The sequence below is a fragment of the Cryobacterium cheniae genome (genome assembly GCF_004403395.1).
GTDB lineage: Bacteria > Actinomycetota > Actinomycetes > Actinomycetales > Microbacteriaceae > Cryobacterium > Cryobacterium cheniae.
Map to the genome: position 1 here is coordinate 262,717 of NZ_SOGN01000035.1, position 13,868 is coordinate 276,584.

The following is a 13,868-nucleotide window of genomic DNA, read 5'->3' on the forward strand; positions in this document are numbered from 1 at the left end:
CGGCACACACTGACTGGCACGCACTGACTGGCACACACTGACGCGCGCGCACTCACGCGCACACACTGACGCCGAACAGTGACGCCAGGCGCGCGTCGGCTGTGCTGCGTCAGCAGGTGCCCCACTGCCCCGCGCCGGCCGTGTTCGCGGCGTCCTCGGCCGCACGCAGCAGCGGGTAATGGGCGTCGTTCGGTGCGATGTTGAGCGACTCGGCAGCTCCGCCGGCGACGAGCTCGTAGTTGACGAATCGCCCATCCTCGGTCCAGAGGTAGAACAGGCTGCGACCATACTGGTCGGTCGGATCCTGATCGGCGGCAACCCAGGTCCGGCTGCCCTCGGGAAGCAGAGTCCGCAGTTGCTCCGTGGCCTGGTCGCCGAAGCATTCGGCACGGTCCCCCACCTCCGGTGTATCGATTCCGAGGAGTCGCACCTTGACGTCATCCGTCGTCGCCACCAGGGCGTTCGGCTGGTCCGCGCGCAGAAAGAGCGTGTCGCCATCGTGCACATACTCCACCGTCATCGGGACTGCTCCACTCGGCGGCGCCGGGATGTCGGCTGGCCCTGTCTCGGCTGGCCCTGTCTCGGCTGGCCCGGTCTCGGCAGTGCCGTCCTCGGCGGTCGCCACCGGGTCGGTGCTTTCGCTCGCCCCGCCGAGCGGCGAACTCAGGAGGCTCTCGAACACGGGTGTGAGCAGCCCCGACTGCTGGGCCCAGGCGATGCCGAGCACGCCGAGAACGAGAACGCCGGCCAGCAGGCCCGAACGGCCCTGTCTTATCCCCATCCTCCGAGACTAGGGCAGAGTCGGCACCGCCGCCGGTCGGGCTACAGCGTGACGGTTTCCTCGACGGCGTGGAACCACGGCGGATACACGACGACCTTGGGCTTGTACGCCCCGGCGGCGAGGATGGCGCGCACGGCGTCGCGCACCTTGTCGTTGGCGACACCCACGAGGGTGACCAGTTCGAACGGGAACGACTCGGTGACAAGCAGTTCCGCCTCCCGGATCTTCTGGGACTCCTGGTCGGCGCGCAGCGAACGGAGCATCCGGTCGGCGGTTTCGGGAGCGGCGCCGAACCGGGTCAGGGCCCCGGCGGCATCCCCGTTGGTCACCGCGACGGCCGCTGCGGAGGCGTCCTCGGCGGCGGCCTGGGCGTCGTGGAGCTTCTTGACCGTGCTGACCAGAATGACGAAGTCATACGTCTCGGCACTGTGCGCCTCCGGCGACAGGCGCGGGTCGTTGGACGCCGTGAGGAGGCTGTCCCACAGGCGCGCATTGGGCGAGAGGAAGAACGGAACGAAGCTGGCGACGCTGGCGCTGTCGTCTCCGGCGACGAGCGCGGCACGCCGGGCCGCACGTTGGGGTGCCGACGACAGGTCAACGACCGGTCGGTCGGTCCAGGCGTCGCTCGCGTCGGCGAGCAGGCGTCCGCTGTTCAGGATGCCGGCCAGGTTACGAATGTGGGTGACGTGGTAGATCCGCTGCTCACCGACGTTGTCATGGGCGGTTTTCGTGCTCCTGACGGGCTTCACCGTGCTCGCTGCCCTGGCGGTGGCCGGTTTCGCGGCCGCGGTCTTCTCGCCCAGAGTGGGGTTGGGTCCGCCGAGGGTCACGGTGCGCGGTGACGGCGAGCTGCGCAGTGACGGTGCGCGCCCTGCGGACTTGCTCCGGCTGGTGCGGGTGGTCACGCCCGGCACGATTTCGGGAGCGGCTTTCGGGAAACAGCTGGCGCAGAGGCCGCCCTCAAGTCCATGGATACATTCGTCGCTCAAGCTGGAAAAACCTTTCGTGTGTGTGACCCCCACACTCTTCAAGTCCGATGCTCGAAGACCACATATCAACGGTACGGTCATTTCTGACCTCGTGGTGACCGTTGACGGGATTCGTTGGTCCCATTTCGGCCTGAACCCGAACCGACGGTGCCTTGCCGCTGCCGGTGAAGGATGCTACTACCGACGTATGAGCAGCGTTGACGACATCAACGAGGACACGATCGAGGTCGGCAAGCCCAGGGAGTGGGCGGCGGGAGTGCCCGGCGTCACCCATGCGATGGGGCCGGCCTTCCGGCAGATGGGTGTGCCCCGCAGCCTGAAGGCACTGACCGCGATGAACCAGCGGGACGGCTTCGACTGCATGAGTTGTGCCTGGCCAGATCCCGAGCATCGCAAGACGTTCGAGCTCTGCGAGAACGGCGCCAAGGCGGTGGTTTGGGAGGCGACCCCGATCACGGTTCCCACGGAATTCTGGGCCGAGAACCCGATCAGCGAGCTGCTCACGAAGTCGGAGTACTGGCTCGGTATGCAGGGCCGCCTCGTGCAGCCGGTGCACAAGCCTGCCGGATCCGCGCACTACCGGCCGATCACCTGGGACGACGCGTTCAAGCTGATCGGCGACACCCTCCGCGGGCTGGACTCGCCCGACCAGGCGGCGTTCTACACGAGCGGCCGCGCCTCCAACGAGGCTGCCTTCCTCTACCAGCTGTTCGTGCGGGCCTTCGGCACGAACAACCTGCCCGACTGCTCGAACATGTGCCACGAGTCGACCAGCCACGCGATGGCGGAGACCGTCGGGATCGGCAAGAGCACCATCACCTACGCCGACTTCGCCCGGGCGGACCTGATCATCATCATGGGTCAGAACCCCGGCAGCAACCATCCCCGGATGCTCACGGCGCTGGAAGAGGCGAAGGCGGCCGGCGCCGCCATCGTCGCCGTCAACCCGCTCCCGGAAGCCGGGCTGATGCGCTACAAGAACCCGCAGAAGGTGCGGGGCGTCGTCGGTGCCGGCACCGTGATCGCCGACCAGTACCTGCAGATCCGGCTCGGCGGCGACATGGCGCTCATGCAGGCCGTCTCCCGGCGGGTTCTCGACGCCGAGGCCGCCCGGCCCGGAACCATCCTCGACCACGATTTCCTGCGGAAGAACTGTGTCGGGCTCGAGGAGCTGCGCACCCACCTCGCCCGGCTTGACGACGACGCCGTTTTGGCGGCCACGGGGCTGCGCGCCGCCGAGATCGACGAGCTGGCCGCCCGCTACCTGCGGGCAGAGAAGGTCATCATCACCTGGGCGATGGGGATCACCCAGCACAAGAAAGCCGTGCCGACCATCCGGGAGATCATCAACCTGCTCCTGCTGCGCGGCAACATCGGCAAGCCCGGCGCGGGCGCGTGCCCGATCCGCGGGCACAGCAATGTACAGGGCGACCGCACGATGGGCATCTGGGAGAAAATGCCACCGGCGTTCCTGGATGCCCTCGAACGGGAATTCGGGTTCGACCCGCCCCGCGCTCCCGGCCTGGACAGCGTGGGCTCCATTCGCGCCATGCAGGACGGCCGGGTCAAGGTCTGGATCGCCCTGGGCGGCAACCTGGTCGGCGCCATCTCCGACACCGCCGTCGCCGAGGCCGCGATCCAGAAGACGGCGCTGAGCATGCAGATCTCGACCAAACTGAACCGGTCCCACGCCGTGGTCGGTGAGCAGGCGCTCATCCTGCCCACCCTGGGCCGCACCGAGATCGACTGGCAGGCCACCGGCCCGCAGTTCGTGTCGGTGGAGGACACGGTGTCCGCCGTGCACTCCTCCACCGGCCTGCTCGAACCGGTGTCGGAGCAGCTGCTCTCCGAGGTGGCGATCGTGTCGCGCCTCGCCCGGGCCACGCTCGACGGCACCCCCTCGATCGGCTGGGCCGATTTCGAGAACGACTACGACATCATCCGTGACCACATCGCGCATGTCATTCCGGGCTTCGCCGACTACAACCAGCGGATCCGCCAGCAGGAGGGTTTCTACCTCCCCCATCCGCCGCGGGACCTGCGCACCTTCCCGACCCCGAGCGGCAAGGCCCTGCTCACGGTCAACGAACTGGAGCCGCTCGAACGCCCGCCGGGGCGCCTGCTCCTGCAGACGCTGCGCTCGCACGACCAGTTCAACACCACGATCTACAGCCCCAACGACCGCTACCGAGGGATCAAGAACGGCCGCAAAGTCATCTTCGTCAACCCGGAGGACATCGTGGAGCTGGGCCTGATCAGCGGCATGCTCGTCGATGTGCACAGCGAATTCAGCGACCACGTCGACCGCGTGCTGCGACGGTTCCGGCTCGTCGCCTACCCGAGCGCACGCGGCTGCGCCGCCGCCTACTTCCCCGAAGCCAACGTGCTGGTGCCCCTGGACTCCACGGCGGAGCACAGCAACACCCCCGCCTCGAAGTCGGTGCTGGTGCGGCTGGAACCCTCGCGCTGACCGGAACACGCCCACCAGGACGTGCCCACCAGGACGTGCACAGGGCGCCCGATCCGCTGGACCGGGCGCCGTGTGCTCGAGGCTGGGCGGGGTGCCGTGCGCTGTGCCGCTAACTCAGCCTCACTTGTTGTTCGACCTGGGGGCTCCGATGCCCGGGTCGATCTGGTGCGGCCCGGCGGCGGAGGGGCGAACGTCGAAGTCGAAGATGGCCGTGGGGATGTAGACGGTGGAGCAGGAGTTCGGGATGTCCACCACCCCTGACAGCCGACCTTCGATCGGTGCGGCTCCGAGGATGATGTAGGCCTGCTCCGGGCTGTAACCGAACTTCACCAGGTAGTCGATCGCGTGCAGGCAGGCCCGCTGGTAGGACAGGTGCGAGTCCAGGTAGCGCTGCTCCCCGTCGAGGGTCACCGAGGTGCCCGAGAACGCCAGCCACTCGCTGTACCGAGGGTCCACGTTGCCGGGCATGAAGATCGCGTTCTCACTCACACCGTAGGTGTCCATGCCGCCCTTGAGGAGGTCCACCCGCAGGTCGATGAACCCGCCCATCTCGATGGCGCCGCAGAAGGTGATCTCGCCGTCACCCTGGGAGAAGTGCAGGTCCCCGAGGGACAGGTTCGCTCCGTCGACGAACACCGGGTAGAAGATGCGGGTGCCCTTGGACATGTTCTTGATGTCCTGGTTGCCGCCGTTCTCGCGGGGCGGTGCGGTGCGGGCGGCCTCGCCGGCCACCCGGTCGAACTCGGACGCGGCGAGGCTGCCGAGCACCGCGAACTGGGGTTCGGGCGGCAGCGCCAGCGGCGGAACCCGGTTCGGGTTCGTCTTGATCAGGTCACCCTCGCGCTTGTTCCACTTCGCGAGCAGCGCCGCCGACGGGGCCGTGCCCATCAGACCGGGGTGGATCAGACCGGTGAAGGACACGCCGGGCACGTGGCGGGAGGTCGCGATCTGGCCGGTGAAGTCCCAGATGGCCTTGTAGGCATCCGGGAACTGGTCGACCAGGAAGCCGCCGCCGTTGTTCTTGGCGAAGATCCCGGTGTAGCCCCAGCCCTGGCCGGCGAGTGGGCCGGAATCCTCCTGCGGAATGGGACCGACGTCGAGGATGTCGACGATCAGCAGGTCGCCCGGCCGGGCACCCGTGACGGCGAAGGGACCACTGAGTTTGTGCACCGTCATCAGTGGGGCGTTCAGGATGTCGTCGGCCGAGTCGTCATTGACGATCGCACCATCGAACCACTCCCGGCAGTCGACCCGGAACGATTCGCCCGGCTTCACCGTGGCCACCGGGGGGATCTCGGGGTGCCATCGGTTGTGGCCGACGAGCTCCTGGTCCTCGAACTTCTTGCTGGAATCGAGGGGGAATATTTTCTTGGGCATGTCGTCTCCTGTACCTGGTCGGGCCGGACCGATTGCTAGGGCCGCGGCAGTTTCTGATGGAGCGGGTTGGACGTGTAGTGCTGGGTCTTGCCCGTGCGCACCCCGGGCTTCGTCGAATCGACGACGGTCGGTTCGTGCGCGCTGCGGGTGGCCGCGTCGATCAGCTGGAACGCCGACGAACCCGTCCGCGAGACATGAGGGGCGGTGACGCGCCGCCGGGCGTCACCCTGACAGGTCGGGCAGGCCGTGACATCCGGGGCCGTGCCCATCGGAAGGATCAGCTCGAAGTCCGGGCAGTCTGCGCAACGGAACTCGTAGATGGGCATGGAGTCTGTTTTCCCTTCTCAGGCGGGCCTGGTCGACGCCGCGGGTTCGGTCGTCGTCTGCGAGGAAACGGCGGCGTGCCCGAGCACCCACGCCACGCCCAGGGAGATCGCGCCGGCGAGCGCCACGATCAGCGCGTAGCCGGCGGTGGTCTCGTATCCGCCCAGCAGCAGCAGGAACGCGGGGATCGTTCCGGTCATGTGGCTGATGAAGATGGTGAACCAGCCGGTGGTGCGGGTCAGGGACTCCTTGCCGAGGCCCAGCACGAGGAAGAAGAGGAACCAGAGCACGGCCCAGATGAGCCAGATGACGCCGAAGACGGGGTCGTCCACCAGGGTGAACTGAATAACGCCGATGACCGTGGCGCAGAAGACCACGAACAGCGAGAACCAGCCGAGGCCTTCCCCGCTGATGCCCGTGAACTGCAGAATCGCCACATAGAGGTAGGTGAAACCGAACAGGTAGAGGCCCGCCGCCCCGAAGATGGTGGACTGGTCACCGTCGGCTCCCAGGATGATCAGCGTCGGAAAGATGACCTGCATCCCGCCGACGAAGAAGTTGAGGATTCCGGCCGACTTGCCCGGAATCGCCCCCACCAGCATCAGGCCGTTGATGAAGAGCACGGCCCCCACGTACAGCAAACCCACTGCGCCCATCAGAGAACTCCCGTGCTCGGGAGCAGCCGCGAAGACGTTTCACAACCGCTCGGTTGGCGGAGAACGCGCTTGAACACTGGGCACGCTAGACCGGGCCCCCGGGGGTGTCAACGGCAGTCGGCGCGGAATCGTCCGGTCCGAGGGCCGTGAAAGTTCACGCTTGGAGTTGCCAATGTCCCTAGACATCTGTGGCGGGTCTGCCTAAACTTCAGATAGCGACTGCCCTTCTCTGGGCTGGGGAAATCGTCTTCAGAATCGATACTGAACTTCACATGAACTTCGACGACCGACTGCTGCCGAGACCCACCTGCGCTTCCTGCTACGTCCCGATGGCGCCGGTCCCGGGCGGCTGGTGGTGCGATCGCTGCCAGGAATTCGCCTGACCGATCGCGCGTCTTCGCCTCCCCGGGGATGGCGCAAAATCTCCGTCGAAGTGGTCACCCAGGGCGGGGGGCGGGGCGGTTGGGTAGTGTGGACGGGTTCCATCACCGCCTGCCCGGGCACCAACCCAGAGGAGTCCCATGTCGATCACCGTTAAAGGCGTCATCGCTCGATCGAAGGGCGCGCCGGTGGAGCTCGTCGACATCGTCATCCCCGAACCCGGTGCGGGCGAGGTCATCGTCGACATCGAGACCTGCGGCGTCTGCCACACCGACGTGCACTACCGCGACGGCGGCATCAACGACGAGTTCCCGTTCCTGCTCGGCCACGAGGCCGCCGGCCGGGTCAGCGTCGTCGGCGCGGGCGTCACGCACGTCGCCGTCGGCGACTTCGTCGTGCTGAACTGGCGCGCCGTCTGCGGTGACTGCCGCGCCTGCAAGCGTGCCGAGCCCTGGTACTGCTTCAATACCTTCAACGCCGCCCAGAAGATGACTCTGACCGACGGCACCGAGCTCAGCCCGGCCCTCGGCATCGGCGCCTTCGCCGAGAAGACCCTCGTGCATGAGAAGCAGTGCACCAGGGTCGACCCCGCCGCCGACCCCGCGGTCGTCGGACTCCTCGGCTGCGGCATCATGGCCGGCATCGGCGCCGCGATGAACACGGGCAACGTGACCCGGGGCGACTCGGTCGCCGTGATCGGATGCGGCGGCGTCGGCAACGCGGCGATCGTCGGGGCCCGGCTCGCCGGGGCATCCGTCATCGTCGCGATCGACCGCGACCAGAAGAAGCTCGCCACCGCCCGGACCCTCGGCGCCACGCACACCATCGACTCGGCCGGACTCGATGAGGACGGCGTGGTTTCGGCCGTGCAGGGGCTGACCGGCGGCTTCGGCGCGGATGTCGTGATCGACGCCGTCGGGCGTCCCGAGACGTGGCGGCAGGCGTTCTACGCCCGCGATCTGGCCGGCACCGTCGTCCTGGTGGGCGTGCCGACCCCCGAGATGATGCTGGAGATCCCGCTGCTCGACGTGTTCGGCCGGGGCGGCGCCCTGAAATCGTCCTGGTACGGCGATTGCCTGCCCGAGCGCGACTTCCCGATGCTGACCGACCTCTACCTGCAGGGCCGCCTGCCGCTGGACGAATTCGTCAGCGAGCGCATCGGCATCGGCCACATCGAGGAGGCCTTCGCGAAGATGGCCCGCGGCGACGTGCTGCGCTCCGTGGTCGTGCTCTAGTGGCGGCCCGCATCGAACACCTCGTCACCTCGGGCAGTTTCAGCCTCGACGGCGGCACCTGGGACGTGGACAACAACGTCTGGATCGTCGGCGACGACGATGAGTGCGTCGTGATCGACGCCGCCCACGATGCCGACGCCATCCTCGCGGCGGTCGGCGACCGCAGGCTGGTCGGCATCCTCTGCACGCACGCGCACGACGACCACATCGGCGCCGTCGCCGGGGTGCAGGCCAAGCGCACCGCGCCGACCTACCTGCACCCGGACGACATGGTGCTGTGGGATCGGGTCTACCCGGATGCCCCGCCGAGCCGCCCGCTCGAGAACGGCCAGCACATCCAGGTGGCCGGCATCGATCTCGAGGTGCTGCACACCCCGGGGCACTCCCCCGGCGCCGTCTGCTTCTACGCACCCGCGCTCGGCACCGTTTTCAGCGGCGACACCCTGTTCCACGGCGGCCCCGGCGCGACCGGCCGGTCGTTCAGCGACTTCCCGACGATCATCGCGTCGATCACGGACACCCTGCTGACGCTCCCGGCGAGCACCGTCGTGCTCACCGGCCACGGCGAGTCGACGACAATCGGCGCCGAGGCCGAGCACGTCGACGAGTGGATCGCCCGCGGCCACTAGGACTCACCTCGTCCGAACGAATTCGACGGAGATTCTGCTCTAAGCAGCCCGTTTGGGCTCAAGAACGGGTGTTTGACCCAAAATCTCCGTCGAATTGGTTCAGCGCCGGGGGCACGCGGCGGGTCAGCGGCGCACGATCGAACGCAGCAGCCGCACGACCACGGACAGGGATGCCATGTCGTCCTGGCCGAGGGCGTTGACCTCCTCGAACACGCTCCGGGCCCGTCCCAGTTGTTCCGCGTTGAGGGCCTCCCAGGCGAGCAGCCGGGCGTCGGCGTCGGCGGCATCCGTCTCAGTCAGCACGGCCCGCGTCATGTCGGCGACGGTTGCGTAGAGGTCGTCGCGGAGGGCGGCCCGGGCCAGGGCCTGCCAGCGGTCCTTCCGCGGCAGCACGGTGATGCGCTCCAGCAGGTTGTCCACCCGGAACCGGTCGTAGACCGTGTAGTAGACGCCGGCGACGTCGGCCAGCGGTTCGTCCACCTGGGCCGCGATCTGCGCCACGTCCAGCAGGGCGAACGCCTCGAAGAGTTCCGCCCACCGGCGACCGAGGTTCTCCGGCACGCCCCACTCCTGCGCCGTGCCCAGCAGGGACTGCACGCGCTTGAGGTCACCGCCCTTGAGGTAGTCCTCCAGGTGGGCGCGCATCAGGTCCATCTGCGGCTTGTACTGGGCGACCACCTCGCCCACCGGGCGCGACGCTCCCTGGTTGACCTGCCAGCGCACCGACCGGTCGAGCAGGCGACGGATGTCCAGGTGGATCGCCGTCCAGTGCTCGGTCGGGAACGACGACGGCAGGGCGTTGACCTCGGCGACGAGCACGTCGATTTCGAAGATCTCCCGCAGCGCCACGAACGCCTTGGCGACCGTGGCCTGGTTCGCCGAGGTCTCCTCCATCGCCCGGAACGCGAAGGTCACGCCACCGAGGTTGATCATGTCGTTCGCGACGACGGTGGCGATGATCTCGCGGCGCAGCGGATGCGTGTCCAGCTCGGCGTCGAAACGCTCGGCCAGCTGCACCGGGAAGTACCGGCGCAGGGTGCGACCGAACCAGGGGTCGTCGGGCAGGTCGCTGTCCCGCAGCGTCGTCGCCAGCTCGATCTTGGCGTACGCGGCCAGCACGGACAGCTCGGGGGAGGTCAGACCCTGGCCCGTTTCGAGGCGTTCCCGCAGCGTCGCCGTCGTGGGCAGCGCCTCCAGCTCGCGTTTGAGGTCGCCGGAGGCCTCCTGCCAGTCCATCAGCCGCTCGTAGCTGGGGCTCCAGGTGGTCACCTTCGCGCGGTCGTTGAGCAGCAGGATGTTCTGGTCGACGTTGTCCTCGAGAACCAGCCGGGCCACCTCGTCGGACATGGAGGCGAGGAACTCCGCCCGCTCCGACTCGGCCAGTTTGCCGGCGGCCACCATCCGGTCGACGAAGATCTTGATGTTGACCTCGTGGTCGGAGCAGTCCACCCCGGCGGAGTTGTCGATCGCGTCGGTGTTCAGGATGACGCCCGTGAGGGCCGCCTCGATCCGCCCGAGCTGGGTCATCCCGAGGTTGCCGCCCTCACCGACGACCTTGACGCGCAGGTCCCTGCCGTCCACCCGGATGGCGTCGTTCGCCTTGTCGCCGACCTGGGCGGCCGTCTCGGTGCTGGCCTTCACATAGGTGCCGATGCCGCCGTTGTAGAGCAGGTCGGCCGGGGCGGTCAGGATGGCGCGGAGCAGTTCCGGCGGGCTCAGGCTCACCGTGCCCTCCGGTAGTCCGAGCGCGGCGCGCACCTCGGCGGAGATCGGCACCGCCTTGGACTGGCGCGGGAAGACCCCGCCGCCGGCGCTGATCAGGCCGGAGTCGTAGTCCGCCCAGGACGACCGCGGCAGGGCGAAGAGGCGCCGGCGTTCCTGGAAGGAGCGCGCGGCATCCGGATTCGGGTCCAGGAAAATGTGCCGGTGGTCGAAGGCCGCCAGCAGACGGATGTGGTCCGACAGCAGCATGCCGTTGCCGAACACGTCGCCGGACATGTCGCCCACGCCGACGACCGTGAAGTCCTCGGACTGCGTGTCGACGCCCAGCTCGCTGAAGTGGCGCTTGACCGACTCCCACGCGCCGCGGGCCGTGATGCCCATGGCCTTGTGGTCGTAGCCGATGGAGCCGCCGGACGCGAACGCGTCGCCCATCCAGAAACCGTATTCGGCGGCGAGCCCGTTGGCGATGTCGGAGAAGGTGGCCGTTCCCTTGTCGGCGGCGACGACGAGGTAGGAATCGTCGTCGTCGTGGCGCACGACCCGGGCGGGCGGCACGAGCTGCTCCCCGTCCGCCGTCGTCACCAGGTTGTCGGTGAGGTCGAGCAGCCCCCGGATGAAGGTCTTGTAGCTCTCGATTCCCTCCGCCATCCAGGCCGCACGGTCGAGGGCCGGATCCGGCAGCTGCTTGGCGAAGAACCCGCCCTTGGCACCGGTCGGCACGATCACGGCGTTCTTCACCGTCTGTGCCTTGACCAGGCCGAGCACCTCGGTGCGGAAGTCCTCCCGGCGGTCCGACCAGCGCAGCCCGCCGCGGGCCACCTTGCCGAACCGGAGGTGCACGCCCTCCACCTGCGGGGAGTACACCCAGATCTCGTATTTCGGCCGCGGGAACGGCAGCAGCTCGATCGAGGTCGGGTCGAGCTTGATGCTCAGGTAGGGCTTGTCCTGGAAGAAGTTCGTGCGCAGCGTCGACTCGATCAGGTTGATCAGGGTGCGCAGCACCCGGTCGGCGTCGAGCGTCGTGACCTGTTCCATCGCCGCCGTGAGTTCGTCCTTGACCTGCAGGCTGCGACGGATGCGCTCCGGCTCGGCCAGATCCGGATCGAACCGGGCCTCGAAGAGCGCCACCAGACCGCGGGTGACGGCGGGGTTGGCGAGCAGGGTGTCGGCGATGAAGCCGTAGGAGTTGGTGTTGCCGGCCTGGCGCAGGTATTTGGCGTAGCTGCGCAGGATGACGACCCGGTGCCAGGGCATACCCTCCGGCAGGACGAGGCGGTCGAGCCCGTCCGATTGGATGGCCCCGCTGACGGCGGCACCGAATGAGTCGGCCAGGAGCTCACCGGTACTGATCGGGTCCACGCCCTCCGGGTAGTTCAGGCCCAGGTCGTAGAGGTAGAAGGCACGGCCGTCGGCGGTCTCGATTTCGAAGGGCACCTCGTCGAGCACCTCGATGCCGAGGTTCTGCAGGAACGGCAAGATCTGGCTCAGACTCTTCGGCTCCATCATGTAGAGCTTGATCCGGGCATCCTCTTCAGCGATCTCCCCGGCGCTCGCGGGGAGGTAGACGTGCAGGCCGGGCCGGGCCGGGCCCAGGCCGGAACGGAGGGCCTCCTCGGCGGCGGCGGCGGCTGCCTCGAACCGGCCGATGTCCTGCAGGGCGTCTTCGATCTCGTAGTCGACCCGGTAGCTGGCGGGGAACGCCTCCGCCCAGACGTCGGACAGGTGCTCGGCTTCCTCCAGCGGGCGGCTTTCCCGGAGCTGCTCGCTGAGGCCCTCCGACCAGGAGCGCACCGCCATCACCAGGCGGCGTTCCAGCGCGGCGGCGTCGACGGAGATGGCCGGGGCGTCCTTCTGCAGACGGATGCGGAAGAACAGCCGGGCGAGGGCGGATTCCGTCATGCGGGCCTCGAAGTCGACGGACTCCGCGTTGAAGGTGACCCGCAGCTCCTCCTCGATGCGCAGGCGCACGGCGGTCGTGTAGCGGTCACGCGGCAGGTAGACCATGGCGGTCATGAAGCGGCCGTAGACATCCGGTCGTAGGAAGAGCCGGGTGCGGCGCCGTTCCTGCAGGCGCTGAATGGCGAGCGCGGTGGCCAGCAGGGTGGAAACGTCGATCTGGAACAGCTCGTCGCGCGGGTAGGTCTCCATGATTCCCATCAGGTCCTTGCCGCTGTGCGATCCGGCCGGGAAACCGGCCTGGGTCATCACGGCGTCGACCTTGTCGCGCAGAATCGGAACGTCACGCACGGAACTCGTGTAGGCCGTGGCGGCGAACAGGCCGATGAAGCGGCGCTCCCCAGTGACCTTGCCGTCGGCGTCGAAAGTCTTGATGCCGATGTAGTCGAAGTAGGCCGGACGGTGAACGCTGGACCGGGAATTCGCCTTGGTGATCACCAGGGCGGCGCGTTCGCGCGCCTTCTGGCGGCCGGCATCCGTCAGGTGCTGCACCTGGTGGCCGTCCTCCTCGGAACGCAGCAGCCCCAGGCCGCTGCCCTCCCGGATAGCGAGCACGTCTTCGCCCTCGACGGTCTTCAGGTCGTACTCGCGGTAGCCGAGGAAGGTGAAGTTGTCCCCGCCCAGCCAACCCAGCAGCTCCTGTGCCTGGCTGATGTCCTCGATGCCCTCGGCGTGGGCCACGTCGTCGAGCGCTTCGGCGATCTCCTGGGCCTTGCGGGTCATCGCCGGCCAGTCCTCCACGGCGGCCCGCACATCGCCGAGAACCTTGAGCAGGCCGTCGCGGATCCGGGTCTGGGCCTCGTCGGAGGCGCGGTCGATCTCGACGGCGATCCAGGATTCGCGCTGGGAGGCGTCGTCTTTCGCGGCGGTGCCCGACACCCGGGCCGCGCTCTGGAGCTCGTGGGTGTCGCGGTTGCGGGCCACGACCAGCAGGGGGTGCACCACCAGGTGGATGGCGGCGTGCTGGCGCACGATCTCCGCGGTGACCGAGTCCACCAGGAACGGCATGTCGTCCATGACGATGTAGACGACGCTGCCGTCGGATTCGTTCTCGATCTCGACGCGGGCGGTCCCCGGCATCCGGTCGTGGGCGATCTGCCAGTGGCGCACGGCCCGCGCGCGGAGAAGCTCCATAGTGTAGTGCTGGCGGTCTTCGCCGGCGAGATGCTCGTAGTAGTCGAGGATGAAAGCGTCGAGCGTGTCTTGCGGGGGCAGACCCGCACCGGTGGACTCAGACGTCATTGAAAAGTAGCCTCCATCGAATTTCCGGTTCCGCGTCGTTGCGGGCACCGTCGAGCCGGGGGCTTTCCGACGCGAACGTGGAGCCCCCTGTCCATCGTAGTTTCGT

The 13,868-nt window shown here is 68.0% G+C and carries 9 protein-coding genes; 3 read left to right on the plus strand and 6 right to left on the minus strand.

The window, feature by feature from the left end:
• Positions 1-109: 109 nt before the first annotated feature.
• Positions 110-781, minus strand: a complete 672-nt coding sequence (locus E3T23_RS07515) for a thermonuclease family protein (protein WP_134369744.1) — start codon at positions 779-781, stop codon at positions 110-112.
• Between the two features lie 41 nt (positions 782-822).
• Positions 823-1,686, minus strand: a complete 864-nt coding sequence (locus E3T23_RS07520) for a DarT ssDNA thymidine ADP-ribosyltransferase family protein (protein ID WP_166806236.1) — start codon at positions 1,684-1,686, stop codon at positions 823-825.
• A 271-nt stretch (positions 1,687-1,957) separates the two neighbouring features.
• On the opposite strand from E3T23_RS07520, the gene E3T23_RS07525 reads away from it, so the two are divergent.
• Positions 1,958-4,240 (plus strand): FdhF/YdeP family oxidoreductase, encoded by a 2,283-nt coding sequence (locus E3T23_RS07525; RefSeq protein WP_134369746.1) that lies wholly within the window; start codon positions 1,958-1,960, stop codon positions 4,238-4,240.
• 120 nt (positions 4,241-4,360) lie between these two features.
• Here E3T23_RS07525 and fmdA read toward each other — a convergent pair whose 3' ends face one another.
• The 3 genes from fmdA to E3T23_RS07540 are packed head-to-tail and all read right to left on the minus strand — an operon-like array spanning position 4,361 to position 6,597.
• Positions 4,361-5,617, minus strand: coding sequence for a formamidase (gene fmdA / locus E3T23_RS07530; RefSeq protein ID WP_134369747.1), 1,257 nt, complete (start codon positions 5,615-5,617; stop codon positions 4,361-4,363).
• A 35-nt stretch (positions 5,618-5,652) separates the two neighbouring features.
• Positions 5,653-5,943, minus strand: a complete 291-nt coding sequence (locus tag E3T23_RS07535; protein WP_134369748.1) for an FmdB family zinc ribbon protein — start codon at positions 5,941-5,943, stop codon at positions 5,653-5,655.
• Between the two features lie 18 nt (positions 5,944-5,961).
• Positions 5,962-6,597, minus strand: a complete 636-nt coding sequence (locus E3T23_RS07540; RefSeq protein ID WP_134369749.1) for an AmiS/UreI family transporter — start codon at positions 6,595-6,597, stop codon at positions 5,962-5,964.
• Positions 6,598-7,118: 521 nt separating this feature from the next.
• Between E3T23_RS07540 and E3T23_RS07545 the strand changes: the two genes are divergently transcribed.
• Both E3T23_RS07545 and E3T23_RS07550 read left to right on the plus strand, forming a co-directional pair.
• Complete coding sequence (locus E3T23_RS07545) at positions 7,119-8,213, plus strand: S-(hydroxymethyl)mycothiol dehydrogenase (protein ID WP_134369750.1); 1,095 nt, start codon at positions 7,119-7,121, stop codon at positions 8,211-8,213.
• Positions 8,213-8,842 (plus strand): MBL fold metallo-hydrolase, encoded by a 630-nt coding sequence (locus E3T23_RS07550; protein WP_134369751.1) that lies wholly within the window; start codon positions 8,213-8,215, stop codon positions 8,840-8,842. Before E3T23_RS07545 ends, E3T23_RS07550 begins: the two co-directional genes overlap by 1 nt.
• A gap of 123 nt (positions 8,843-8,965) precedes the next feature.
• Here E3T23_RS07550 and E3T23_RS07555 read toward each other — a convergent pair whose 3' ends face one another.
• Positions 8,966-13,762, minus strand: coding sequence for an NAD-glutamate dehydrogenase (locus E3T23_RS07555; protein WP_134369752.1), 4,797 nt, complete (start codon positions 13,760-13,762; stop codon positions 8,966-8,968).
• Positions 13,763-13,868 lie beyond the last annotated feature (106 nt).

Excerpts from the sequence above, each read along its gene's own strand:
- E3T23_RS07515 (WP_134369744.1), bottom strand. The coding sequence starts at position 781 with ATGGGGATAAGACAGGGCCGTTCGGGCCTGCTGGCCGGCGTTCTCGTT.
- E3T23_RS07525 (WP_134369746.1), top strand. The coding sequence starts at position 1,958 with ATGAGCAGCGTTGACGACATCAACGAGGACACGATCGAGGTCGGCAAG.
- fmdA (WP_134369747.1), bottom strand. The coding sequence starts at position 5,617 with ATGCCCAAGAAAATATTCCCCCTCGATTCCAGCAAGAAGTTCGAGGAC.
- E3T23_RS07535 (WP_134369748.1), bottom strand. The coding sequence starts at position 5,943 with ATGCCCATCTACGAGTTCCGTTGCGCAGACTGCCCGGACTTCGAGCTG.
- E3T23_RS07540 (WP_134369749.1), bottom strand. The coding sequence starts at position 6,597 with ATGGGCGCAGTGGGTTTGCTGTACGTGGGGGCCGTGCTCTTCATCAAC.
- E3T23_RS07545 (WP_134369750.1), top strand. The coding sequence starts at position 7,119 with ATGTCGATCACCGTTAAAGGCGTCATCGCTCGATCGAAGGGCGCGCCG.
- E3T23_RS07555 (WP_134369752.1), bottom strand. The coding sequence starts at position 13,762 with ATGACGTCTGAGTCCACCGGTGCGGGTCTGCCCCCGCAAGACACGCTC.